Raw genomic sequence first — 23,753 nt, forward strand, 5'->3', positions numbered from 1 at the left:
AAGATAGCGTGTGTCAATGGCCGCTAGCCATCTTCCGGGTCAAGGTGCTTATAGAAAATGGTGGTGTCGCCGAAGGTGCCATCTGCTTCCACAGTGTAGTGGGGCACTGTGCCCACCCGGCTATAGCCCATGCGGGCATAGAGGCCTTCTGCGATGTCGCCGGTGGCTGTATCCAGCATCAGCAGGGTGCGGCCTTTCTCAAGCGCCAGCGCTTCAAGGGCAATCATCAGGTTGCGTCCCACGCCAATGCCGCGGGCATCCGGGTGAACCATCAGCTTCTGCACCTCTGCCCTATGCAGGCCGTTCGCTTTCATGCAAGGTTCCAGTTGAACAGCACCGATCACCTTGTTGCCGGCAAGGGCCACCAGCATCCAGAGCTGGCCAGTCTTCAGCGCTGCGTTCACGTCATGCCAGTAGGCTTCAGCCTCAGCCTCGTCAAGCGGTGCATGGAAGCCGATGGACGCCCCATTTGCCACTGTACGTACCAGCATGTCGACAAAGGCGGGCAAATGGTCCGTCAGGTTGGCGATTTGTTCGATCTTCATCTGAAACCCCAGGATTGTCGTAACAAGGTGCGATCACCTTCTTGTTTGTTTTCAACATCATACGCTTGCGCTATAGCTACTTGCAATCAAGGCCGGAGGAAAAAATGAAAAAGATACTTGCCACAGCAACTCTGATCGCAGCGCTCGCGGCACCTGCTTATGCCCAGGTGACTGGCGTGGATGCAGCAGCGCCGTTTGATGCAGAAACCGGTATTCGCGTGCCCGCGGGCTTCAAAAGCACGGTGTTTGCCGACGAAGTAGGCCGCGCCCGCCATATGGCGGTGTCCAAGAGCGGCTGGGTATATGTGGCCCTGCGTCGTGCGGTTGATGGTTTCGGCGCGGTGGCGCTGAAGGACACCGATGGCGACGGCAAGGCTGATGTGCGCGAGCTGTTCGCCGAGGGTGTGACAGGCACCGGCATGGGTATCGACGGCGGCAAGCTCTATTATGGCACCAATACCTCAATCCTGCGCTGGGACCTGCCAGCAGAAGGCGCGCCGGCAGGTGAAGCCGAGGTCGTGGTTTCCGGTATGGAAGACCGCAGCCAGCATTCCGACAAGCCGTTCACTTTCGACGGCAGTGGCCACATCTATGTGAATGTCGGGGCGCCTTCGAATGCCTGCATGGAAAAGATGCGTACCAAAGGCTCGCCGGGCATGGACCCGTGCCCGATCCTTGAGGATTTCGGTGGTGTCTGGCGCTTTGATCTGTCGAAAACCGGCCAAAACCAGGCGGACGGTGTGCGCTATGCCACTGGCATTCGGAACGCCATGGCGCTGGATTGGAACATGGCTGCAGGCAGCCTTTATCTGGCGCAGCACGGCCGCGACCAGCTGCAAAGCTTCTTTCCGGACCTTTATGACGCAGAGGCCAGCGCAGAACTACCTGCCGAGGAATTTCACCGAGTGACGGAAGGCGCCAATATGGGCTGGCCATACGGCTATGTTGACCCGAGCGTCGAGGGCCGTGTGCTGATGCCCGAATATGGCGGTGACGGCAAGCAGACGACTGACCGCGGCCAGATGCCGCTAATTGCCTTCCCCGGCCACTGGGCGCCAAACGACTTGATTTTTGTTAAGGGCGATGGCTTGCCAATGGGCTATAAGAATGGGGCGCTGATTGCCTTCCACGGCAGCTGGAACCGCGCGCCCATGCCGCAGGCGGGCTACCGCGTGGTGTTCGTGCCGATGGACGAGGCAGGCAATGTGGCGGGTGACTGGGTCACCTTCGCGGACGGCTTCCCCGGCATTGAAGTTGTCAAAAGCCCACGCGACGCCAAGCACCGGCCAACGGGTCTGGCCGAAGGGCCGGACGGCGCTATCTATATCTCCAGCCTGATGTCAGGCGGACGCATTTATCGGGTGACATATGAAGGCAAGTAACATTGGACTGATCGCGGCGGTACTGGTATCCGGTGCCGCCTTCGGGGCAGATGCTCGTGAAGCCAAAGGCAAGGCGCTTTATGAAGAACACTGTGCCGCATGCCACCAGTTTGACGGCGGCGGCGTGCCCATGATGCAGCCGGAACTGATTGACAAGCCGCGCGCCAATGGCCCTATTGGCGGCGTGATTGACATGATCCTGTTCGGCAGCGCCGCGATGAAGCCGACAGACGAAGACTATTCCAACGAGATGCCGGCTTTCGGGCATCTCTCAGACAAAGAAATTGCCCTGATTGCCACTTATGTACGCACGCACTTTAACAATAATGGCGGCTACGTCACTTCTGACGATGTCCGCGACCGCCGCCCGAGCAACTGAAGCGCAAACCGTCGAGGGCTATGATAAGTGCTATATCCCCGAGGATTGCACAAATATTACCGATGTGACCCTGATCCCCGTGGTGCAGGCGCGACTGCAGCGATTGGGGCAGCAAGGCTCTGAGCAGGTGTTGCAGACAGGCGCAGGTGCGCCTGTGCGGTTGGATCAGCAGCTGGCGATGGTTCCAGGTGTTGGGCTTTTTCGTAGGGCCGATAGCCGCACGGCACACCCCACAACGCAAGGCCTTTCCATGCGTGGTATTGGCGCGAATGGTGCCGGTCGCGTGCTGGTGACGCTTGATGGGGTCCCGCTCAATGACCCCTTTGGAGGCTGGGTCAACTGGAGCACTTTTAGCTCCCTTGATGTCGCGGAGATGGAAGTTCTGCGCGGAGGACGGTCGGGCTCCTTTGGCTCGCAGGCGCTTTCCGGTCGAGTGAATTTGCGCAGCGCGGCTTTTCACAAAAGCCACAACGGGATTCATGCCTGGGCCGGCAGCAATGAAAGCATCAGTGCCGCAGGGCGCTACGCGACAGATTTTCGCGGCGGGGAATTGGCGGTCTCGGCTGGTTTCTTTGATGGTGACGGCGACTATTTGCTGGCCGAAGAAGATCGTGGGCCGGTCGACCGGCGCGCCGCTAATGACGCCGCGTATTTGGCCATCACATCCCAGTTAAGCATTGATGAGGTTGAACTAATCGCATCGTTGCGCTTTTTCGAAGAGAACCGCCTGAACGGGTTGTCACTTGCAGCAAACGGCACAAGCGGCATGGATGCTTCTGTTACCCTCCAGGGAGGGCATTATCGTACCGCACAGTGGGAAATCATCGCCCACTACAGGGAACGTGACTTTACCAACATATTTGCCTCCGCCCGCGATGACCGCACCACAGAACGCGCTGTATTGGACCAGTTCGATGTGCCTGCCTGGGGCGCCGGCGTTTTGGCGCGCGTCCAGTTTGACGGGGTTGAATTGGGCATGGACGGCCGGCGCATGAGCGGCGAGACCAACGAACGCTTCCGCAACCTGGGCGCAGGCTTCACCCGCCAGCGCCGCGCCGGCGGCGACCAATGGACGCTGGGTTTCTACGGCGAATACAGCCATGACGCTGACTGGGGCGCGCTCTCCGCCACGCTCCGGTATGATCGCTGGCGGACCTATAATGGAGTGCGCGATGAGTTTAACATCGAAGACGGCTTCCCGGGCTTCGCCTCGCCTGACCGGTCTGACCTTGTGCCCAACCGAAAGGGCGGCGAATGGACCGGGCGCGTGGGCTTTGAGCGCTCACTCACTGGGGCCATAGACCTGCGCGCGGCAGCCTACAAAACCTGGCGCCTGCCGACGCTGAATGAATATTACCGCCCGTTCCGGGTGGTCAATGACATCACCGAGGCCAACCCGAACCTGACCCCGGAAACGCTCTATGGCCTTGAGGTCGGCTTTGACTATGAACCGCTGAACACCGTGAAGCTCAGCGCCACCTATTACCGCAACTGGCTGCGTGACGGCGTCGGTAACGTGACCATCGGTTTTGGCCCGGGCTTTTTCCCACTGGGTGGCTTTGTGCCCGAAGGTGGGGTCCTGAGGCAGCGGGCGAATGTGGACGAAAGCATCACGGACGGCATTGAGCTGGACGCCCGGCTTGACTGGAACACGCACTGGACGTTGAGTGCCAGTTACCTTTATGCCCGCGCGCGCATCACCAAATTCGACGCCATGTCTGACCTTGTCGGCAAGCGTCCGGTTCAGACACCGCGGCACAGCGCCACCGTACGCGCGGCCTATGACGGCGACGATTGGGACATGAATATCGAAGGCCGCTATGCGGGTGGCCAGTATGATGACGACCTCAATAGCCGCCGTCTGGATGCCATATTCACCATCAATGTTGGCGCACGCTATCAGCTCTCTGACCGGTTCACCCTGACGGCGCAAGCGGAAAATCTGTTTGACGCCAAGGTGGTGTCGGCAGTAACTGCTGATGGGCTTGAGACGCTGGCGCAAAGGCGCTTCTGGCGAGTCGGGCTTGACGCCAGTTTTTAGGGGGGCACAGTGGCAGCACCGGTTTTTCATCTTCTCTTGTGCCGCAAGGGCGACAAGCTGCCGCCCTATGTGATCCAGCTTGCCAAAGGCTATAACGCAAAGCTTTATATCGCCAACAATGAAAAGCACGTGCGCCAGATGCTGCGGGAGCATCCCATCAGTATGGTGCTGATTGGCAGCGGCCTGTCCGCAGAAATGCGCGGTGCCATGGTGCAGGCGATTGCCTCGATCCGCAGTGACCTGTCGATCCATATCAATGGCGATGTAACGGGTGGGCTTTCTTTCCCGCAGTTCATGGAAAAGACCCTGTCGGCCTACCTGCCAAAGCATTGATTTCTTGCTTTCGCCTGAACTTCTGCTACTAGAAAAAACATAAAGAAAAGCGGGTCAACGAGCCCGCATGTTTACGACAACGACAGTTTGAGGAAAAAATCATGAAACCAATCAACGCTATTATTATGTCTGCCGCCTGCCTGACGCTGGGCGCCTGCGCCATCTCCATTGAGGGGGAAAAGGGCTATCACGACTATGACGGCCATGACAGCGTGACCGTAACGCTGCCGAACGGGGACCGTGACCGTTTCTCCTGCCCGGATGGGACATCGAGCTTTGTCATCAACAAGAAAGACGAAGGCAAGGGCATGGTTTATGGCTGCCGCACGAACGGCACGCCGATGCCGACCGTCGAAGACTGATCATCGACCGTAATAAAAAGTGTTGAAAAGCCGGGCAATGCTCGGCTTTTTTGTGGGCTAGAGCCAGCGGCGCACGCGTGCCTTGTAGGCGTCGAACGCCTCACCGAATTCCCTGGCCAGGAAGTCTTCCTCGGCGCGGATGATCAGGCTTATGAAAATCCAGCTCAGCACAAGGCTGGCGATGGTTACAGGGCCCGGGGCGACAACCACGCTGCCCAGCAAAAACAGCATGATGCCCACATAAATCGGGTTGCGGGAGAATTGGTAAAGCCCGCCGGTGATCAGGGGTTGGTCCTCCTCCAGCTCTTCAGGCAGGCCGATGCGCCAGCTGCGGCCCATGTCCATCTGGCTGATCATGGCAATCAGGATTCCGATCGCCATCAGCAAAACACCCCAATGGGCATAAGCAAAAGGCTGCACCATCAGCCTGTCGTCCAGAGACGGCCAGAAGGGTCGGGCAATCATATAAAGGTTCAGCACCAGGGCAACGACGCCTGCACCGGCTTCAACCGGGTTGCGTTTGCGGCCCAGCACCGCCAGCACACTGACACCCGCCGTGCGCCGCAGGTACAGAATGCGGCCAAAGCCCCAGATAAGCGCCAGCGCTATCAGGACCGGTGGGCCATAAAGGGTGATGGGGGTAATGCTTGGCATGATCTCTCTCCGCCGCCGGATTTCCTTGATTCGTGCCAAGCATAAAGGTTGGAGCCACTACAAGCTCAAGCGATTATTCGCCCGTTTCCGCCGCTGCCTCTTCCGCAGGCATTTCCCGTGCGCCGATGTCAGCCGAAATTGCCTGGAAAGCCGTGAGAATCATGTCTTTCTGCAGCTTGTTGGCCGGATCGTTATAGCCTTTGTTTGCGCTGGTTTTGGCAATCACCACCCCGGTTGTCGGGTCCACATAGATGAACTGGTGATAGATGCCCGATGCCGTGAAATCGCCGTGGGGGTTCGACGGTGTCCACCACTGGTAGCCGTAACCATACGGTGTTTCTGAACCTGGGTTGTCAAAGCCGGCCTCCAGGTGCGGGGCTTCGGGGGTGACTGATGCCTTCACCCAGTCGGCGGGCACGATCTGTTTGTCGCCCCAGCGTCCTTCATGAAGATACAGCCTGCCCATGCGTGCCATGTCGCGCAAGCTTGCCTGCAGGCCACCCATGGCCACCTCCATGCCTTCGCCGTCGATCAGGAAATAGGCATCGTGCTCCATGCCGATGGGTTTCCAGATTTTCTCTTCCAGAAGCTGGGTGATGGTCTGGCCGGTGACGCGCTTGAGCACCATGCCCAGCACGTGCGTATTGACGCTGACATAGTCATTGTATGTGCCGGGCTCGCGGTCGCGCGGCAGGCTGGCGGCAAATTCGTCGAGGCTGCCACCGGTGCCGATGGCCATGGACATCCTGTTCACGTCGGATGTCAGGTCGCCATAGTCCTCCGTGAAACGGATACCGGTGGACATGGTGAGTACGTGCCTGAGCGTGGTGCCGTCATAGCCCGTGTCTTTGAGTTCTGGCAGATATTTGGTGACCGGGTCATCGATGCTGTCGATCAGGCCATCATTGATGGCGATACCGAACAGGGCAGAGATGAAGCTTTTGGTGACAGAAAACTGGATGTGCCGGTCGTCTTCCTTTTCGCCCTGGTAATATTCCTCGAACAGGATGGTATCGTCTTTTGCAATCAGAAGCCCGGTGGTGCCGGTTTCCACCATCAGGTCCTTGATCGACCGTTCTTCGCCATCATAGACATAAGTGTCGGTGATGGGCTGTGTGTCGTATGCGAAGGCTGACGGCGTGCCTGAGGCATGCACCGTGGTAGTGTTGAAGAACTCTTTGGTATTGCGGTAATTCTCTGTGATGTGTTCGACATCATAATAGCTGGCCATGCGGTAGAAGGCCTGGCCCTTGTTGACCGCATAATAGCCAAGCGGCAACAGAATGATGATAACCACGGCCCAGAAACCGCGCTTTTTGAAAACGGACATTTTCCCTCCCCAGGAAACATTATGAATAAATACTGATATTTTTATCAGTTATACCCGAGGCGCACTCAAAAAACCGCCTCGAAAATATTTAGGCGGTGTGACATCGGGTGCGGATCAGGCCGAGGCGTTCAGCTTGATGATATCCCAGTAGCCGGTGCGGATTTCCATCTCATTGCCGAAACCGCGTTTGAGCATCAGTCTGTGGACGTCCCGGAGGCGCCAGCAGGGCACGAACGGCAGCATATGATGCTCGATATGATAATTGACGAAATAGGGCGCGAAGGTCAGGCGCTCCCATGGCCGCGCGATGGTGGTGCGGCTGTTCTTCAGCGGGTTCTCAAGGTCTTCCATGGTGGCGTGTTCGGCAATATTTCGCACACGCAGGAACAATTGCTGGGTGGTGGCCATTGGCAACAGCCAGCACAGCAGGAACAGGTCCATCCGGCCTGCAAGCGCAAAGCCGGTAATGGCGACCGCATAGAAGACAATCGGCCCGGTATAGAAAGCTTTCAGTCTTTCCAGGCGCCCCGCGCGGTCACCCCAGATGTAGCGGAAGATGCCGATCTGGGTGCGCAGGAATACGATGCCTGTGAGGTCCCGTAATATCTTGCGGGCCATGCTGCCTTTCGATACCGGGAAGGGCGTGTAGAGGTAATTTTCCGGGTCGGCGTCCGTGCGGGTGAAGCGGTGGTGCGCCATATGGCGCTTCCGGTAGGTGTTCATGTTGAGAACCATGGGCCATGCGGCCAGCGCCTGCGTCAGGCGTTCATTCAGCCAGCGCGTCTTGAACAGCATGCCGTGGCTGCCTTCATGCATCAGGATGGCCAACCCCAGCTGGCGGCTGCCGACAATGATCAGGCACAGAAGGAAGGTAGCGGGGTTCGGAAACAGAGCGAACAGCGTGATGCTGCCGATGATCAGCCCCCAGCAGTGGGCCAGAAGATAGAATCCCATCAGGTCAGACCGCTGTCTGAGCTGGTGCGATTCTTCCTTCGTCAGGATATCTGACGGTTTGATGCTGTTCCACTGTGTCGACATGCTGTCCCCCCGAACGGCCATACTTAAATTTAATGGCTATCATTATACATTATGGCGGTCTGGTTCGCGAGTCATAAAAGCTATGGCCGGATCGGATCTCATATCAAGAGGATTCCTGCCTGCTTGTGATTTGAACGGAAGACCTATTTGAGCGTTAAGATTTGCATGCTAGCCTGTATCTATGTACGACCGTGTTAGCCGTTTGATATCGTTGCTCCTTCTTGCCCTGATGCTGCCTTTGCCCGCGGCATTGGCAGTGGGAGAGGCCACGCTGCTCAAGCAGTTGTCACAGCCGCCTTTCCTGGCGGCGGTTTCCATGTCGCGAGATGGGCATTTTCTGTCCGGCCTTCGCCGTAATGAGGATGTGTCTGAACTGGTTGTCTGGTACGCAGACGCCGGCCTGAATGAAGCCGAGGTGCTGCCTTATGCGTTCGAAGATCTCAGCTGGATGGCCTGGGTTGGCGGCGGGCGGTTGCTTCTTTCCCTGAATGAACACGGGCTGGTGCTTTATGACGCGCACCTCAGGCGGCTGCGCCCTCTGATTGACGGTGAAGGACCGCGTCCGGGTGATCTGCCTCCGGTGCTATTGAGTTCCCTGCCGGAAGACCCGCGCCGCATCCTGCTGCAGTGGGAGGACCCGGGTGTGCCGGGGTATCCGGCTGTGTTTAGGGTGGATGCAGTCTCAGGCGCGAGCGAGAAGATCATTGGTGGCTGGAAGCCGGTGATCCGCTGGTGGGCGTCGCCGCAGGGAGAGATTATCCTGGGGGAAGGCTTTGTGGCGCGGCGGCACCGCCTGTTTGCGCCGCGCGCTGACGGCAGCTGGGACATGATCCGCGACCGGGACTATTTCGATGATGATGCATTGGCTGTGCTGGCGGTGGAAACCGGCGGGGCAACAGCACTGGTGCTGTCCTCGCACGACAGCGATACCCGCGCCTTGTGGCGAATGGATGCGAGAAGCGGCGATTTCATGAAGAGGCTGGCCGGCCATGACCGGTATGACATTGTGGCCGCCATTCTGGACCCGGAGACCAACCTGGCGGTGGGCGCCACATACGAAGAGGACGGGATTGAGGACATGGTGTGGGCGGCCACGCATCAGGGCCGCATAAAGGATATGGCGGCGCGTGCCGGTATTGCCAACCTGTCGCTGGTTGCAGCCAGCGTGGATGGCAGGCGGCAGCTTTATCGGGCGCGGCTCAAGCATGCGCCGTCCCGCTATTTCCTCTATGACGCGGAAGTCGATTTGCTGAACCCGCTGCCGTATGACCCTGCGGAAGATGCCTTGCCGACACCTGAGACCAAAGGCGTGTGGATCGACCTGCCCAGAGGCAAGGGCCAGATGCACGCGCTCTTGAGCCGTGCGCACACGGGCCGCGCGGTGGTGCTGGTGCATGGCGGGCCGGTCAAGCGGGTGACTGACAGCTATAACCCCTTTGTCAGCTGGCTGACGGCAAACGGATACAGTGTGTTGCAGCCAAACTTCCGTGGCTCCAGTGGCTTCGGCGAACGGTGGCGCCGCGCGGGCTATGCCGAATGGGGCCACGACATGCAGGATGACGTGCGCACAGCAACGGAATGGTTGGTTGACCAGAACATCGCGCGTAAGGGTGAGATTTGTGTGGTGGGCGGGTCCTATGGCGGCTACGCGGCGCTGATGTCATCGATCAAGGATGACGACCTGATCGGCTGCGCGGTCAGTCTGAACGGTGTGACATCGATCGAGCTTCTGATCCGCCACCTTGAGGAAGGTCGTTTCCATATGCTGACGACTCCGCGTATTCAGGGCCGTCTGTCGAAATGGGCACTCAGGCGGCGGTCGCCGGTCAACCGGGCCGACCTGGTCCGGGTGCCGGTGTTGCTGCTGCATTCAACCAACGATATGAATGTTCGTTTCGAGCACGGGCAATTGATGCACACGGTGCTGACCCGGCTTGAGAAAGTGCATAAATTCATTGTTCTGGAGGGCGCGGAACATCAGTTGAAGCGGGCGGCAGACAAGCGTATCTATTACCAGAGCACACTGAATTTCCTCGATGCCCATATTGGGCCGGGCAGCCAGCGATAACGATATGGCAAGCTTGCCGCTTGGTGCGGTTGGCGGCTAGAGTAGGGACGGTTTTCAGAAATGGGGCATTGCCCCTCAAGTTTGGATTACAGAAGGCGTGACAAGGTTGGCGAAACAAGTGGGTCGGTTGAAGCAGTATTTGACGCTGCTGTGTCTTGCTTTCCTGCTTTCCCCGGGCGCCTTGGCCAGCGATGCCAATGACGCAAAGGACGGTGGTGAGAATCGCCCCATGAAGGTGATCATGCCACTTTGGGGTCCCAGCATTCAGGCTGACGGCACCGGCATGTTCGTGGACCTTTTCCGGTTTGTGCTGAAGGGCTATGAGCACAGGTATGAGATCGAATATGTCAGCTATGACAAAGCTTTGCGTCTTTTGCTCTATAGCGATGTCGACTGTGCCTACCCGGTCAGCAAACCGACCATTCTGGTTTCCATGAAGCATGTTGACGCGACGCAGCTCATCCAGTCGCAATCGGTGCTGGTGTCGAAAACCTACGTTTTTTCCCGGCCGGGCGAACCGGTTTTCAGTACCATGGAAGCGCTTAAGGGCAAGCTTCTGATCCAGATCAGGGGTGAGAATTATAATCATAATTTCACCACCGCCCGTGCCCGTTTCTGGAATGTAGATTCGGAGCCTGAAAAGGTGCGCGTCCTTCTTGGGGGGCGGGGCGACGCCATGCTGGGCAGCATGCCGGACATTCTGATTACCTTTGCGGAAATGGGTGTGGAAATCCCGCCTTACGACCCGGATTTTTCAGTGCTGGACTATGACAACGCCATGACCTGCCGCAATTCCGCCGAAGCCGCCGCGCTGGTGGATCTGTTCAATCGGCGGATTCGTGAGACCGTCGAGGATGGCAGCCTCAGGGCTCACGCTGTCGACAACGGCGTACCCGAATTGGTGGTGGATGCATTCCTGCCAACGCTGTCACGCTGACATTCCCATTCGCCGGCCAGACACATCCATAGAAAAATGGCTTATTTGAGCCGATTTTGCTTCCCGCCTACCCCGATTTGTGGTTTGTAATGTCGATGCTTTCCAGCAAGAGAAAGCCCAGAACCTAACAATGGGGAGCGGCCGCATGAGCAACAATCAGCGGCCCAAGAGAATATAAAAGGGGTAGAAATGTCCGACACAGTTGTATCGACCGAAGGGTCGCAGCAGAGGGAGTTTATGGGCCATCCAGTTGGCCTGACTGTCTGCTTCCTGACCGAAATGTGGGAGCGCTTTTCCTATTATGGCATGCGCACCATTTTGGTCCTTTATCTAATCAAATACCATCTATTCACCAACGAAAAAGCCAGCATGATCTACGGCGCGTACGCGGGCCTCGTGTACATGATGCCGATTATCGGTGGCTATATGGCTGACCGTTACCTCGGAAGTCGAAAAGCGGTTACGTACGGTGCAATTCTTTTGGTGCTTGGGCACGGGCTGATGGGTTTCCACGGGCCGCAGGCATACATGGAAGGCGAAACCATTGTTCGGGATGAGTTCTACCTCAGCCTGTTCTTCCTGTCGCTTGCGCTGATCATTACGGGTGTTGGCTTCCTGAAGGCCAATATCTCCACCATTGTGGGCGCTCTGTATGGCCCGAACGATCCTCGCCGGGACGGTGGTTTCACCATTTTCTACATGGGTATTAACGTTGGTTCCGTTCTTTCAACCATCATCGTAGGCTATGTAGGCGAAACCTATGGCTGGAGCTATGGCTTCATGCTGGCGGGTATTGGTATGCTCTTTGGCCTTCTGGTGTTCCTGTGGGGGCAGAAGCTGCTGGATGGTCGTGCTGATCCGCCAAACGCGCCAGAACTGAAAGAGTCTGCCGTTGGCCCGATCAACAAGGAAAATGCCATTTACCTGTTTGGTATTGCGCTGGTTGGCGTGTCTTGGTTCATGATGCAATACCAGGATCTGGTGGGTCAGTTGCTTGGTGTTTCCGGCCTCGTTATGTTGGCGGTGATACTGGTTTACGGCTTTACCAAATGTACCAAGGTTGAAGGTCAGCGTCTGGCCGTGGCCTGCTTCCTGATCGCAGTACAAAGCGTGTTCTGGGCGCTGTTTGAACAGCAGGCGGCAAGCCTAACCGTTCTGGCAGACGAGCAGTTTAACCGCGACATCCTGGGTATTTTTGAAGTCAAGGCATCACAGGTTCAGTCCATGAACCCACTCTTTATTGTGATCTTTGCGCCAGTTTTTGCCTGGATGTGGGTGAAGCTGGCCAATAAAGGCTGGGAGCCATCCACGCCCGCCAAGTTTGCGATTGCAATGCTGCTGATTGGTCTTGGCTATATTGTCTTCTCTTGGGGCATGAGCCTCGATGACGGTAACAGCAAGAGCTTTATCTGGCTGGTGCTGATTTACCTCTCACTGACTCTTGCAGAGTTGTGCCTGAGCCCCGTTGGCTTGTCGATGGTGACCAAGCTTAGCGTCAGTCGCATCGTGGGCATGGTGATGGGAACCTGGTTCCTGTTTACTGCCTTGGGCAACTATGTTGCTGGCTGGATCAGCTCCCTGACAGGTAGCGGAGCCCACGGTGGCAGTGATGGTGCCGTGCTAGACGTTATTGCGACCATGGAGGTATATACCAACATTGGTTTGATCAGCATGGGTGTGGGTGTCTTCATCCTGCTGCTGACGCCGATCCTGCGCAAAGGCATGCACGGCGTACACTAGACGCCTGTATGAGCGAATACCTGACGGGGCCTGCGGGCCCCGTTTGCGTTTTTATGAAACCCGGTGTATCTGATCTGCCATGACAGACTTTCACAGCCAGAAATTTGTAATCGTGACCATGGCGCGGACGGGGTCGAATGCGCTTGTGAATGCGCTGACCCGACATCCAGGCATCCACTGCGATTATGAAATTTTCCATCCAGACCAGATTTTTACGGATGGCGTTTTCCCTGGTCCCACCGAAGTGCGGGACAATGACATCCCGGGCTTCCTGCCAAAGGTAATGGCCTGGAATGCTGAGCGGTACCCGGAAAAGAAGGTCTATGGGTTCAAGCTGTTCACCGACCATTCGCCAGTGATCATGGACCAGATACTTGATGACCCGTCCTGGAAGAAAATCATCCTGCGCCGCAGCAACACGCTGGATCAGTATCTGTCCCTTGAAATTGCAAAACAGTCCGGCGCCTGGAGTTCTGACTATGCCAAAAAAGGTCACGTCAAAATAGATCTGGACCGAGACGCTTTCCTGACTTTCCATGATGACGTTACGGGCGTGTTTGACAGTATCATTAGGAAGCTTGAGCAGTCCGGTCAGGATTTCCTGACGCTTGACTATAGCGATGTGGCCCATGAGAATTTCAAACCGGTTTTCGATTTTCTCGGGCTTGCGGACGCGTCATCAGCCACCCCGCACCTCAGCAAGCAGAATCCGAAGCGGACAGCAAGCAAGGTAAACCACCCCCTGTCGCTGTGGTGGTGGCTGCTACGCCAGGGCCTTGGCAGGTTCTGGGTCTATTAGGCCGTTACTGCATTGGCATGAATGTCAGCTGTTCCGGCGGCACGTATTTGTGCAGGATCGCCGTATATTCCTCCGTCCCTTGAAAGGCTGCAATGGCCTCGTCAATCGCTTCCAGTGTTGTCCGCGGCACCGTCAGCTTTGAAAAGATGAAATGGATATAGTCATCATTCAGCGTCACGGGATGCACCGCGACCTGATCCAGCGCATTCATGCCTTTCAGGATGTGCAGGCCGTTGAACAGGTCATTGAACACGACATCCACCCGGTCCTTGACAAGCCAGGTGAACAGCACTTCATATTCGGGCGTCTGAAGCATATGTTTGCGCAGTTTTGGGTCAGCTTTATAGAGGGCGGCAAATTCGTCGCCGTACCAGCTGCCCAGCAACACGCCAATCCTGTGCTTGCCTGAAACCACGTCGGCAACAGACATCACTTTGCTTTTTTCCAACTCGTCGCGGCGCATGAACATCACCATGGTTTCGCGCCGATAGGGCCGGCTGAACCAGGCATATTGCTCGCGCTCACTCAGGCGGGAGGCGCCCAGCGATCCGTCGATAGTCCCGAATTTGATGGCCAGCAAGGTGCGCTTCCACGGCATTACCTTCAGCTCGAATTCACAACCGGCAGCGCCAAAGGTGGCGCGCATCAGCTCAATATCCAGGCCGGTGGGCGTGCCGTTCTCATCCCGATAGTGGTAGGGCTGCCAGTCAAAGAAGGCGATAGTCAGTTTCTTGGTGCATCCCGCACCTTCGGCAGATGCAGGAAGAGAGAGGCTAAGAAGAATACTCACAACAAGGAACAGTGCAGCATGTTTGGTCATGGCTTTTCCCCGAAGTAAGGGAAAATCATAACATATTCCGCATGAATTAGCGAAGAAAGTTGGATGGCCTAAGGGGTAGGGGCCGTAAACTTTTGCAGCAGCCCTACAGGCAGGTAGCGTTCGGTAATCCTGTCGATTGTGCCGTCTTTCTTTAAGGTGGTAATCGCCTGGCTGATGGCATTGATTTCCGCCTCGGTCCGCGTCTTGCGGCTGAGCAGGATGTGCACGTCATTGACATGCACGGCGAAGGGCAGCAGCTGGACACTGCCGCTGCCGATGGTACGCTCGGCCACATAGCGGCCGCCGGCAATGTCGTTGACGGCGACATCAATCAGCCCGGCTTCAAGTGCCCTGAACAGGATTTCGAAATCTTCAAAGGTTTTTACTCTGGCTTTGAAGGCGGCATTGGAGGCGCGGGCCTCCTCAAACGCCGGTCCGTACCAACCGCCCAATACCACACCGATCCTGAGCGGGGAGGACGCGAGATGTTCAAACGTCTGGGGGCGCCTATCCTCAGCCAATGAAGCGCTGACGAATGCGGCAATGACCTCATTGCGAATGGGCACTGAATAATAGCCGAAAATGGCCCTTTCTTCTGTGTAGGATACGGTGGGCATACCGTCGAGCACCCCAAGTTCCACATCCCTCAAGGCTCGCTTGAAGGGCATCCTGAGGATGTGAAGGTTGCATCCGGCCTTGCTGAAAATTGCAGCCATCAGCTCAATGTCCAGGCCAGATGCGAACCTGTCGCCTTCCCAGATGGTGTATGGGGGCCACTCGATTGCGCCAAGGGTAATGGTATTGTCGCAAACTTCAGCATGTGCCGGGCGACCAAAAGCGGTCAGCCACACCATCATCACAGCGGTGATTAAAGCGCGACAGGTCAATCCTGATCTCCTCTCGTCACGCAGTGTGACCCTGAGGGGCTTAAAGATGTGTGAACGACCTGATCATAAACCGACCTACTCGGGCATCAAGGCAAGGATGTCGGCCGGACCGTATCTGATGCCAGTCAGGGACGTCCAGGCTAGTGCCGGGCACGCTCTGCGATGGCGGCCCATTTTTTCTGGCTTTTCCGATAATAGCTGGTGCCGCGGCGCAGGCGGGCTGCCACCTCGTCAAATATTTGACTGGCGGCGTCGGGCTGTCCTGACGCCTTCAGCAGCAGGCCATAGCGCACACGCGCTTCCTCGCCGGTGGCATAGCCGATGAGATTTTCATATGACCCAAGCGCCGCTTCGACCTGGCCTGATTCCGCGAGCCCGCGTGAATACAGCAGATGCCCGTCCTGGCTGTTGAAACCCGGGTTCTTTTCCTGCAGCAGGTCCAGAATGGCGACAGTCTCGTCGGGATGGCCCTGCTCAAACCTGATCTTTGCCTGCCGGATCAGGATATGGGGGTCATGCTTGTGGGCGCCCATGAGGCATGTGTCCACATGGGGGGCGGCCTCGTCCCACTTTTCCATGGCCATCAGGGCATCCGCAAGGCGTAAGCGGTTTTCTGTGCTCTCCACCATATCGAATGCATGATGGGCTTCTCGAAGTTCCCTTTGCGGATCGAGGATTTTCACGGCGCCCTTTTTCAGGGTGCCGGCGGTGCGTGTGTTGCCGGCGTCCGGCAGTACCTGGGTGATCAGATAGATGGCACAGCCGATGCCCGGCGCGATAATGATCAGCCAGATCCAATATTTATCCCGTCCGGTTTTGACCACATGATAGGCGCAGATCAGTTGCGCGAGAACTGTCAGAACAATGATTGGCACATGAACCCCCTGCATGCTCACCTGTTTGGCCAAAAGGTACCGGCCTCGGTGATGGCAGGCAAGGATTTAGTGTGATGTTTACCGCATGGGTCAGGGCAGCATCAGGATTCGGTCGAACCGGTAAACATAAATCTTGCCGCGGTCGTTGATGTCCACCCGCCAGAACAGGCTTTCGCCCGCCGACGTGCGCCAGTCTTTCAAGGTGAAATCCATCGGGTGTGGCCCGGTTTCTTCGTCGACGACAAGATGAAAGCCGATCATCCGCTTGCTGCGCTGGCTGAAGAAATAGCGCAGCCGGGCGCCTGCAGGTGTGGTGCCGCTGACGGTAAAGGCAAGTTCGTCAGCGAATTCTTCAAGGGTTACTTCGGGGTCGATGGTTTTGAATTCAGCTGCCGGGAACAGGGCCCGCCTGTGAAACTGGTGGCCGTGCACGAAAGCGGCCATCGCCGGCGAGAGGGTGCGGCGCTCGCTGCCCTCGCTTTCGAACCAGATGGTGCCGTCTGTATCGCCGTATGTAACCGTACCGTCCTCGCCCACCATGGTGAAGCGGGCATCCCCGTCCGCGGGCGTGCTGACGCGGCTGTTGACAACAGTGTCATAGGTGCGGCCCTCCACGCTGACACGGGCGTGGGCTTCAATGCGCCCGACATCCTTGGTGTCGCCCTTCCAGCCGATGGCCTGGGCCGCTTCCTGGAACAAGGCCTCCGGGGTTGGCAGGTCGGCGGGCTGGGCCCATGCGTGTGCCGGGATCAAGGCCAGGAAAAAGCAGATCAAAAGGGGGCGAATGGGCATGCCAAATTTCCTCAGTGTCAGAGAATCGCAACCTACCACAGCGCGTGTTGGTAAAACAGCGCCGGGTTGCAGCTTCGGTTCATCTCACCTATGGCACGGCTCGTCGATCTCAACGAAAGTTGAAGCGCTTTTTGATGACTCGGATTATTCGCCTTGATACGCTCCCGCGACACGCCGCCAGGGGATAGGGCGGTAACAGGGAGAAACAATCATGAAAAAAGCAATGACGCGGCCCGCATGGCTGCGATCAGGGCTCGCCATCACTGCCATGGGGCTTGCGCTTGCAGCCTGCCAGCCAGGCGAAGAACAGGGCGAGTTTGTCGAGATCAACAAAGACCCATTTCCAAGCAGCTACACCCCGCTGGCCAGCAAACCCACGTTGATCACCAACGTGACCATCCTGGATGGTAAAGGCGGCCGAATTGACGGCGGTTCGATCCTGATGGAAGGCGGCGATATCAAGGCGGTTGGCCAGAACCTTGAGGCGCCTGAAGGCGCTGAAGTGATCGACGGCACAGGCCGCTGGGTCACGCCTGGTATCATCGACACCCATAGCCACCTGGGCGTATACCCAAGCCCCGGCGTGCGGTCGCATTCTGACGGCAACGAAGTGGGTGAGCCGGTCACCGCTGACGCATGGGTTGAGCATTCCAATTGGCCGCAGGACCCCGGCTATATCCGGGCTGCCGCTGGCGGCATCACCGCGCTTCAACTGCTGCCCGGCTCCGCGAACCTTGTGGGCGGCCGGTCGGTGACGCTCAAGAACGTGCCGGGCCGCGTGGCACAGGACATGAAATTCCCGGGCGCTCCTTACGGCATGAAAATGGCGTGTGGCGAAAACCCGAAACGCGTTTACGGCGAAGGCAAGAACAGCCCTGAATTCCGCCCACACACCCGCATGGGTAACGTGGCCGGTTACCGCGCGGCATGGGCAGAGGCACAGGATTACCAGCGTGCGTGGGACAAATACGAGCGCGACTATAAAGCGGGCAAGGATGTCCTGCCGCCCAAGCGCGATCTGAACCTTGAAACGCTCGCAGGCGTATTGAACGGTGAAATTCTTGTGCACATGCACTGCTACCGCGCCGACGACATGGGCACCATGCTCGACGTGATGAAGGAATTTAACTACAAGATCTCAAGCTTCCACCACGCGGTGGAAAGCTACAAGATCGCTGACAAGCTTGCGGAAGACGGCGTGTGTTCCAGCATGTGGGCCGACTGGTGGGGCTTCAAGATGGAAGCCTATGACGGTATCCGTGAAAATATTCCGTTCGTTCACAAGGCCGGTGCCTGTGCCATCGTTCATTCCGATAGTGACAGCGGCATTCAGCGCCTGAACCAGGAAGCTGCGAAGGCCTTGGCTGACGGCCGCCGTGTGGGTGTTGACATCTCCAAGGCGGAAGCATGGCAGTGGCTGTCGCTGAACCCGGCGAAATCGCTGGGCATCGACGACAAGACAGGCACGCTTGAAGTTGGCAAGGACGCAGACGTGGTTCTGTGGTCCGGTGACCCGTTCAGTGTCTACACCAAAGCTGACATGACGTTCGTTGACGGTGCTGTCACCTTTGACCGTCATGATCCTTCCCGCCAGCCGGTGATGGATTTCGAGCTTGGCCAACCTGGTGAAGGAGACGTGAAATGAGCATGATCAAATCGCTTATGGGCGCCTCCCTGGTGGCCCTGATGACAGCTGGCGTGAATGCTGAAGACATCGCCATCACGGGCGGTACAGCCTTCACAGACGGCGGCAGCGGCAAGGTGGAAAACGCCACGGTGCTGATCCATGACGGCAAGATCCAGTCCGTGACGTCTGGCGGCGACGTGCCGGCGGGCTACCGCGCGGTGGATGCTTCGGGCAAGTGGGTCACGGTCGGCTTCATGGTTTCCGGCAGCAACCTGGGCCTTCAGGATGTGCCGCTTTCCGGTAACCTTAACGATGCGCGTGCGTCAGACCATAAGAACGGCATGGGCCTTGAGGTCAAATATGCCTTCAATCCGGCTTCCACCCTGATCCCGATCACTCGCATCGAAGGCGTGACCCGCGCGGTGACGGGATTCTCAGCGTCCAAGGACATGTGGCGGGGCCAAAGCGCCGTGGTGGCGCTGGCGGGCGAGGATATGATCGTTGCCGACCATGTCGCACTTTCCATCGATATGGATGAAAGCGCGGCCCGGTCGAACGGCGGCAGCCGCGCAGCACTGTGGGACAGCGTGATCACCACCCTTGAAGGCGCGCGCCCGAACGGCGATGACGACAAGGACGACGACGACAAGAAGGACAAGAAGCCGAAGTATGACAGCGGCAAGATTGCCCTTGAGCGCGTTATGACCGGCGAGGTGCCGCTTCTGGTGGAAGTTGAGCGCAAGGCCGACATCCTGAATGTTATCGAGCTGAAGAAGCGGTTCGGCATCAATGTGGTGATCACCGCAGGCGCCGAAGCCTGGATGGTGGCGGATGAGCTGGCCGCAGCCGGCATTCCAGTGGTGATGGACCCAAGCCGCAACCTGCCGGAAGACTTCGACACGCTGGGGAATACCAGCGCGGCAGCGGGCCGTTTGCATGCGGCGGGCGTGAAGGTGGCCTTTATGGCGCCGGACACGCACAACAGCCGCCTCGTGGTCCAGAACGCAGGCATCGCGGTTGCCATGGGTATGCCGTGGGAGGCAGCCGTGGATGCCATCAGCAAGAACCCGGCCGAGATTTTCGGCGTGGCTTCAAGCTACGGCACTATGGAAGCCGGCAAGGACGCTGACGTGGTTGTCTGGAACGGTGACCCGCTGGAGCTGATGACCAGCGCCGACGCGGTGTTCATTCGCGGTGAACAGGTCGCCCTTGAAAGCCGGCAGACCAAGCTGCGGGATCGCTACAAGGACCTCACGCGGTCGCCTGCCTACAACAAGTAGGCAGATGATAGAATTTGAAAGCCGGGGTCTTGCCCCGGCTTTTTCATAAGAACATCAGGAGGCGAGGATGCGAGGATTGTTCGTTGGTGCCCTGCTGGCGGCTGTTGCTGCCACCACGGTCGGGGCGGGAGATTTGGCTGACCAGTTTACTGCCACGGCAGGTGACGGCGTGAGCGCTTCCTTCTTTGTTTTGGACAATAATGGCGGCACGATAGACCTTGCCGGCGACAAGCTTGACCACACCACCCCAGTGCGGATTGCCAGTGTCACCAAAACCTTCGTGGCAGCCACGGCGCTCAGGCTTGTGGAAGAAGGCAAGCTGGATATCACCCAGCCAATCAACCACTATATTGATGCGCGCTTCGATGAGCTTTTGACGTCTGATGGCTATGACACTTCAGCCATCAGGGTGAAGCATCTCCTGAGCCACACCGGCGGCCTGGTGGATCATACCCACGGCAAGCCCTTCTTCGATACGCTCCTGGCGGTTCCCGCGCACCACTGGACGAGGGAAGAGCAGGTGAAAGGCGCCGTTGACTGGCTTGATCCGCTCGGGGAACCGGGCGAGAAATTCAGCTATTCAGATACCGGCTATGTGCTCCTTGGTCATATTATCGAGAAGCAATCCGGCCTGTCGCTGGCCGCAGCTGTGCGCAGCTATCTGGCGCTCGACAGCTTTGATCTCAAGAACACCTATTGGGAACTGGTTGAGGTGAACACGGGCGCCGAAGCGCGCCGGGCGCACCAGTATTTCCAGGGCATGGACACGCACGGCTGGAGTGCGACGCTCGACCATTATGGCGGCGGTGGCTTGGTGTCCACCACCGAGGATATGGCGATCTTCTTCTCTGCGCTGTTCGGCGGTGACGTGTTCAAGAAGGAAGGCACTCTGGACCTGATGCTCTCACAAGAGGGCCTGCCAGATGCGAGCCCTTACCGGCTTGGCATCTTTGTGTATGAAGTTGACGGTGTGACCTTCTATGAGCATTCAGGCTTCTGGGGCACGCTGGCGATCTATGTGCCGTCCCAGAAACGTGCGATTGCTGGCGCGGTCCTACACCAGAAACATTTCAAAGCCATGCGCGATGCCATGGTCGGACTTGTGACCGAAGGCATGTAGCCCTGAAATAAAAGGCCGGGTCTCCCCGGCCTTTTTTGTTGGCTTATTTGTATTTTTCGAACCAGGCGAGGATGTTTTCCACCTTGGCGACAAGCCGGGACGGCCTGCCCGCGATGCCGTGTGGGCTGTCGGGCACGCGTACCATCAGGGTATCAACCCGCCTGAGCTTCAGCGCCTGATAAAACTGCTCTGTTTCTGAAATTGGCGTTCGGCGGTCCGCTTCGCCGGTGATCAGCAGCGTGGGCGTGGTCACGTTGCCGACAAGACTGAGCGGCGAGCGTTTCCAGTAGTGCTCCACATTGTCCCACGGCATACCGGGGAACTGGTAGGGGATCTGCCCCAGGTAGCTATCGGCCGTCAGTACCTTCGATATCCAGTTGATCACCGGTTTGGCCACAGCCGCCGCCCGGAAGCGGTCCGTGAGGCCGATTGCATAGGCGCTGGCGATGCCGCCGGCGGACCCGCCGGTGATATAAAGCTGGTCTGGGTCAACGAAGCCGAGGCCGATCATGGCATCGACGCCAGAGTTATGGTCGGCAAAGTCGAACTCGCTCGAATATTTATTCTGCAGAAGAAGTGCGAAGCGCTCGCCATAGCTGGTGCTGCCCCGGTGGTTATCATAGAAAACCACATATCCTTCAGCGGCATAGCGCTGCATTTCTGCAGAAAAATTGGGCCCGTACGAGAGGTGCGGCCCGCCGTGAATCTCGAGGATCAGCGGGTATTTTTTGCTGGTCGGGTCGAAGCCCGGTGGGGTGATATACCAGCCCTGGATTTCCTCCCCGTCGATCGATGACTTGTAGATGATCTCATGGGTTTCGCCCAGTGTCTTGTGCCCCAGCGCATCTTCATTCAGGGCCGTCAATTGCGTGGTCTTGCCGCCGCGCACAGCAAAGATATCAGCGGGGCGGGTGCCGCTGCCGCGCGTGAAAGCAACCGTGCCGCCCGCAGCATCAAAGTCACCGCTGGTGTAGGGGCGGCCGATAGAGGTGCCGCCCAGCGCATCTGCCACCATCCGGCGCTTGCCGCGGGTGTCGGTATAGTGCACTTCCGCAAGGCCCCGGTTTTCGGTCATGAAATAGAGGCCACGCCCACGCGCGTCCCAGATGGCTTTGTCCACCGACCGGTCAAGGTCTGGTGTCAGGCTTGTGGCGTCGCCGCCCTCGAGCGGCATCAGCATCAGTTCGCGGTTGCGGTAGGCCAGTTTTTCTCCGTCACGGGCCAGGAAAGCAACGGTCTTGCCGTCGGGCGACACGGTGGGCGCTTCCTCTGACCCAGGCGTGCTGGTGATCTGGCGGATTGTGCCGTCCAGCTTTACAGCGAACAGGTCGCTGTCGCGCTGTTCATATTCCCAGTCGTCATTGCGGTTGGCGGAAAACAGGATTTCACTGCCATCAGGGGTGAAGGCCAGTGGCCCACGATGGTTGAACTCGCCGCTCGTCAGCTGGCGGGCACTGCCACCATCAGCCGGGATGATGAAGACATGACTGAAGGCAGGCTCCAGAATGCCCTGACCGTCACGTTGATACCGCGCTTTCGAGACATATTTCACCTTGTCGGCCCACTTGGCGCCTTCCGGCTTCTTGGGCATTTCAACCTTCAGCGGGGTATGGTCTGCCGGAACCATCATGGTGAAGGCCAAATGCTTGCCGTCAGGCGACCAGCTGATATTGCGTGGGCTTTCCTGCAGGTTGGAAACCAGGGCAGAGCGGCCGCTTTTGACCCACAGGACATACAGCTGGGTGCTGCCTTCCTCGTTTGAAAGGTATGCGATGCGGTCGCCGCCTGGTGACCACACAGGGCTGGAGAAATTCTTGCGGCCCGACATCAGCGGCATATGGCCCGTACCGTCCGCATCCACAATCCACACGTTGGTACGCGTGCGGTCCGTCATGATGTCGTTGCTGCGACGCTCATAGATGACACGGCTGCCATCCGGCGACAGGGCTGGGCCAGTGGCATATTCCAGATTGAAAATATCTTCGGCCTTGAACAGCTTGCTGTCGGCGTTTTCGGCCCAAGCCGGCTGTGTCGCTGCCAGCGCAGCAATCAGAATGATTGCGGGTTTCAACATAAGTTCCTCCTTGACCGCTGGCATTGCCAGCCAATGTTATTTTTGTGTCGCCCGTTTGCGTTTGCCCTGCCTGTGGGCCGCGATCCTCAGCCCCAGCGCCAAAAGGCACATCAGCGGCAGCCAGGTTCGCGGGCCAGGATCAAGAAGCTGATTGAGCGACGTCACCAAGAAAATAGCCCAGATATAGTAGCTGCCAACCTTATGCAGTTGTTTCCATCGTTTTGCGCCCAACCGCCGCACTGCCGCGCCGGATGATGTCAGCGTCATGGCGATCAGGAACAGGTAGGCCGTGCCGCCAACGGCCAGCACGGGCAGCGTCCTGCTGGCATCCGTCAGCGCCAGGTTCGACAGCACAATGGCACCATGCGTGCCGTGGATGATGGCGAACGACAAGCCGATATAGCGCCGGTTTCGCATCAGGAAGCGGGGCCCCGCGCCCGGCGCCAGCCGCGCAAGGCTTGACGCGGTGAAGGCGAAAAAGAAAAAGATGAAGCCGAAGTGCGCTGTTGGGAACATCAGTGCCGGTAGCGCGTCAACATAGCTTCCGGCAGCGGTAATTTGGCTGCTGGTGTAGGCTACCAGCAACAGCACCACAGGAATGAAAATTCTTTTGCCTTCAATCAGTGCCACCATGGCGGAAATCCTTCCCGGTTTCTTTATCGCGCGATGG

General features: G+C 57.9%; 22 protein-coding genes. 12 read left to right on the forward strand and 10 right to left on the reverse strand.

From position 1 onward, the window contains the following. Positions 1-23: 23 nt before the first annotated feature. The gene (locus tag KORLAC_RS02030; protein ID WP_068302124.1) at positions 24-545 is read right to left on the reverse strand and encodes a GNAT family N-acetyltransferase; all 522 of its coding nucleotides are present in this window, start codon (positions 543-545) and stop codon (positions 24-26) included. 104 nt (positions 546-649) lie between these two features. Here KORLAC_RS02030 and KORLAC_RS02035 point away from each other — a divergent pair, with 104 nt between their 5' ends. The 5 genes from KORLAC_RS02035 to KORLAC_RS02055 all read left to right on the forward strand — a co-directional run bounded on the left by KORLAC_RS02035 (position 650) and on the right by KORLAC_RS02055 (position 5,042). Then, positions 650-1,927, forward strand: a complete 1,278-nt coding sequence (locus KORLAC_RS02035) for a PQQ-dependent sugar dehydrogenase (RefSeq protein WP_068302126.1) — start codon at positions 650-652, stop codon at positions 1,925-1,927. Next, the gene (locus KORLAC_RS02040; protein WP_068302130.1) at positions 1,914-2,306 is read left to right on the forward strand and encodes a c-type cytochrome; all 393 of its coding nucleotides are present in this window, start codon (positions 1,914-1,916) and stop codon (positions 2,304-2,306) included. Before KORLAC_RS02035 ends, KORLAC_RS02040 begins: the two co-directional genes overlap by 14 nt. Continuing rightward, positions 2,254-4,347, forward strand: a complete 2,094-nt coding sequence (locus tag KORLAC_RS02045) for a TonB-dependent receptor (protein ID WP_160328575.1) — start codon at positions 2,254-2,256, stop codon at positions 4,345-4,347. The genes KORLAC_RS02040 and KORLAC_RS02045 overlap by 53 nt, the downstream gene beginning before the upstream one ends. A gap of 9 nt (positions 4,348-4,356) precedes the next feature. Next, positions 4,357-4,680, forward strand: a complete 324-nt coding sequence (locus tag KORLAC_RS02050) for a hypothetical protein (protein WP_068302135.1) — start codon at positions 4,357-4,359, stop codon at positions 4,678-4,680. Positions 4,681-4,781: 101 nt separating this feature from the next. Continuing rightward, the gene (locus tag KORLAC_RS02055) at positions 4,782-5,042 is read left to right on the forward strand and encodes a hypothetical protein (RefSeq protein WP_068302138.1); all 261 of its coding nucleotides are present in this window, start codon (positions 4,782-4,784) and stop codon (positions 5,040-5,042) included. Positions 5,043-5,099: 57 nt separating this feature from the next. Here KORLAC_RS02055 and KORLAC_RS02060 read toward each other — a convergent pair whose 3' ends face one another. The 3 genes from KORLAC_RS02060 to KORLAC_RS02070 form a co-directional block, all read right to left on the reverse strand. Then, positions 5,100-5,696 (reverse strand): methyltransferase family protein, encoded by a 597-nt coding sequence (locus tag KORLAC_RS02060; RefSeq protein WP_068302141.1) that lies wholly within the window; start codon positions 5,694-5,696, stop codon positions 5,100-5,102. 73 nt (positions 5,697-5,769) lie between these two features. Beyond that, positions 5,770-7,026 carry a serine hydrolase domain-containing protein gene (locus KORLAC_RS02065; protein ID WP_068302143.1) on the reverse strand — a complete coding sequence of 419 codons (1,257 nt, stop codon included), beginning with the start codon at positions 7,024-7,026 and terminating at the stop codon, positions 5,770-5,772. 114 nt (positions 7,027-7,140) lie between these two features. After that, positions 7,141-8,064, reverse strand: a complete 924-nt coding sequence (locus KORLAC_RS02070) for a fatty acid desaturase family protein (RefSeq protein ID WP_068302147.1) — start codon at positions 8,062-8,064, stop codon at positions 7,141-7,143. A gap of 316 nt (positions 8,065-8,380) precedes the next feature. Between KORLAC_RS02070 and KORLAC_RS02075 the strand changes: the two genes are divergently transcribed. The 4 genes from KORLAC_RS02075 to KORLAC_RS02090 all read left to right on the forward strand — a co-directional run bounded on the left by KORLAC_RS02075 (position 8,381) and on the right by KORLAC_RS02090 (position 13,608). Next, positions 8,381-10,132, forward strand: a complete 1,752-nt coding sequence (locus tag KORLAC_RS02075) for an alpha/beta hydrolase family protein (RefSeq protein ID WP_160328576.1) — start codon at positions 8,381-8,383, stop codon at positions 10,130-10,132. Between the two features lie 118 nt (positions 10,133-10,250). Further along, positions 10,251-11,069, forward strand: a complete 819-nt coding sequence (locus KORLAC_RS02080) for a type 2 periplasmic-binding domain-containing protein (RefSeq protein ID WP_139167495.1) — start codon at positions 10,251-10,253, stop codon at positions 11,067-11,069. 189 nt (positions 11,070-11,258) lie between these two features. Then, positions 11,259-12,809, forward strand: coding sequence for a peptide MFS transporter (locus tag KORLAC_RS02085; RefSeq protein WP_068302155.1), 1,551 nt, complete (start codon positions 11,259-11,261; stop codon positions 12,807-12,809). A 79-nt stretch (positions 12,810-12,888) separates the two neighbouring features. Beyond that, positions 12,889-13,608: a hypothetical protein gene (locus KORLAC_RS02090; RefSeq protein WP_068302158.1), complete on the forward strand. Its 720-nt coding sequence runs from the start codon at positions 12,889-12,891 to the stop codon at positions 13,606-13,608. A gap of 4 nt (positions 13,609-13,612) precedes the next feature. Here the strand turns inward: KORLAC_RS02090 and KORLAC_RS02095 are convergent, their stop codons facing one another. From KORLAC_RS02095 to KORLAC_RS02110, 4 genes are all read right to left on the reverse strand, one after another. Beyond that, a complete protein-coding gene (locus KORLAC_RS02095) occupies positions 13,613-14,428 on the reverse strand; it encodes a substrate-binding periplasmic protein (protein WP_068302160.1) in 816 nt (271 codons plus the stop codon). Between the two features lie 68 nt (positions 14,429-14,496). After that, on the reverse strand, positions 14,497-15,315 hold the full coding sequence (locus KORLAC_RS02100) for a substrate-binding periplasmic protein (protein ID WP_139167497.1): 819 nt from the start codon (positions 15,313-15,315) through the stop codon (positions 14,497-14,499). 140 nt (positions 15,316-15,455) lie between these two features. Continuing rightward, complete coding sequence (locus tag KORLAC_RS02105; RefSeq protein ID WP_074519377.1) at positions 15,456-16,190, reverse strand: hypothetical protein; 735 nt, start codon at positions 16,188-16,190, stop codon at positions 15,456-15,458. Positions 16,191-16,280: 90 nt separating this feature from the next. After that, a complete protein-coding gene (locus KORLAC_RS02110) occupies positions 16,281-16,982 on the reverse strand; it encodes a hypothetical protein (RefSeq protein WP_068302166.1) in 702 nt (233 codons plus the stop codon). A gap of 211 nt (positions 16,983-17,193) precedes the next feature. On the opposite strand from KORLAC_RS02110, the gene KORLAC_RS02115 reads away from it, so the two are divergent. From KORLAC_RS02115 to KORLAC_RS02125, 3 genes are all read left to right on the forward strand, one after another. Then, positions 17,194-18,627 (forward strand): amidohydrolase, encoded by a 1,434-nt coding sequence (locus tag KORLAC_RS02115; protein WP_175445645.1) that lies wholly within the window; start codon positions 17,194-17,196, stop codon positions 18,625-18,627. Beyond that, on the forward strand, positions 18,624-19,889 hold the full coding sequence (locus tag KORLAC_RS02120; protein ID WP_068302168.1) for an amidohydrolase family protein: 1,266 nt from the start codon (positions 18,624-18,626) through the stop codon (positions 19,887-19,889). The genes KORLAC_RS02115 and KORLAC_RS02120 overlap by 4 nt, the downstream gene beginning before the upstream one ends. A gap of 67 nt (positions 19,890-19,956) precedes the next feature. Beyond that, positions 19,957-21,009 (forward strand): serine hydrolase domain-containing protein, encoded by a 1,053-nt coding sequence (locus KORLAC_RS02125; RefSeq protein ID WP_082714450.1) that lies wholly within the window; start codon positions 19,957-19,959, stop codon positions 21,007-21,009. A 43-nt stretch (positions 21,010-21,052) separates the two neighbouring features. Here the strand turns inward: KORLAC_RS02125 and KORLAC_RS02130 are convergent, their stop codons facing one another. Beyond that, positions 21,053-23,083 (reverse strand): alpha/beta hydrolase family protein, encoded by a 2,031-nt coding sequence (locus tag KORLAC_RS02130; protein ID WP_241493357.1) that lies wholly within the window; start codon positions 23,081-23,083, stop codon positions 21,053-21,055. Between the two features lie 36 nt (positions 23,084-23,119). After that, a complete protein-coding gene (locus tag KORLAC_RS02135) occupies positions 23,120-23,716 on the reverse strand; it encodes a cytochrome b family protein (protein ID WP_068302182.1) in 597 nt (198 codons plus the stop codon). Positions 23,717-23,753 lie beyond the last annotated feature (37 nt).

Source organism: Kordiimonas lacus (assembly GCF_001550055.1).
Taxonomy (GTDB): Bacteria; Pseudomonadota; Alphaproteobacteria; order Sphingomonadales; family Kordiimonadaceae; genus Kordiimonas; species Kordiimonas lacus.

Excerpts from the sequence above, each read along its gene's own strand:
- KORLAC_RS02095 (WP_068302160.1), bottom strand. The coding sequence starts at position 14,428 with ATGACCAAACATGCTGCACTGTTCCTTGTTGTGAGTATTCTTCTTAGC.
- KORLAC_RS02075 (WP_160328576.1), top strand. The coding sequence starts at position 8,381 with ATGTCGCGAGATGGGCATTTTCTGTCCGGCCTTCGCCGTAATGAGGAT.
- KORLAC_RS02120 (WP_068302168.1), top strand. The coding sequence starts at position 18,624 with ATGAGCATGATCAAATCGCTTATGGGCGCCTCCCTGGTGGCCCTGATG.
- KORLAC_RS02045 (WP_160328575.1), top strand. The coding sequence starts at position 2,254 with ATGGCGGCTACGTCACTTCTGACGATGTCCGCGACCGCCGCCCGAGCA.
- KORLAC_RS02130 (WP_241493357.1), bottom strand. The coding sequence starts at position 23,083 with ATGTTGAAACCCGCAATCATTCTGATTGCTGCGCTGGCAGCGACACAG.
- KORLAC_RS02090 (WP_068302158.1), top strand. The coding sequence starts at position 12,889 with ATGACAGACTTTCACAGCCAGAAATTTGTAATCGTGACCATGGCGCGG.
- KORLAC_RS02110 (WP_068302166.1), bottom strand. The coding sequence starts at position 16,982 with ATGCCCATTCGCCCCCTTTTGATCTGCTTTTTCCTGGCCTTGATCCCG.
- KORLAC_RS02085 (WP_068302155.1), top strand. The coding sequence starts at position 11,259 with ATGTCCGACACAGTTGTATCGACCGAAGGGTCGCAGCAGAGGGAGTTT.
- KORLAC_RS02135 (WP_068302182.1), bottom strand. The coding sequence starts at position 23,716 with ATGGTGGCACTGATTGAAGGCAAAAGAATTTTCATTCCTGTGGTGCTG.
- KORLAC_RS02030 (WP_068302124.1), bottom strand. The coding sequence starts at position 545 with ATGAAGATCGAACAAATCGCCAACCTGACGGACCATTTGCCCGCCTTT.
- KORLAC_RS02055 (WP_068302138.1), top strand. The coding sequence starts at position 4,782 with ATGAAACCAATCAACGCTATTATTATGTCTGCCGCCTGCCTGACGCTG.
- KORLAC_RS02115 (WP_175445645.1), top strand. The coding sequence starts at position 17,194 with ATGAAAAAAGCAATGACGCGGCCCGCATGGCTGCGATCAGGGCTCGCC.
- KORLAC_RS02060 (WP_068302141.1), bottom strand. The coding sequence starts at position 5,696 with ATGCCAAGCATTACCCCCATCACCCTTTATGGCCCACCGGTCCTGATA.
- KORLAC_RS02040 (WP_068302130.1), top strand. The coding sequence starts at position 1,914 with ATGAAGGCAAGTAACATTGGACTGATCGCGGCGGTACTGGTATCCGGT.
- KORLAC_RS02035 (WP_068302126.1), top strand. The coding sequence starts at position 650 with ATGAAAAAGATACTTGCCACAGCAACTCTGATCGCAGCGCTCGCGGCA.
- KORLAC_RS02065 (WP_068302143.1), bottom strand. The coding sequence starts at position 7,026 with ATGTCCGTTTTCAAAAAGCGCGGTTTCTGGGCCGTGGTTATCATCATT.
- KORLAC_RS02125 (WP_082714450.1), top strand. The coding sequence starts at position 19,957 with ATGCGAGGATTGTTCGTTGGTGCCCTGCTGGCGGCTGTTGCTGCCACC.
- KORLAC_RS02070 (WP_068302147.1), bottom strand. The coding sequence starts at position 8,064 with ATGTCGACACAGTGGAACAGCATCAAACCGTCAGATATCCTGACGAAG.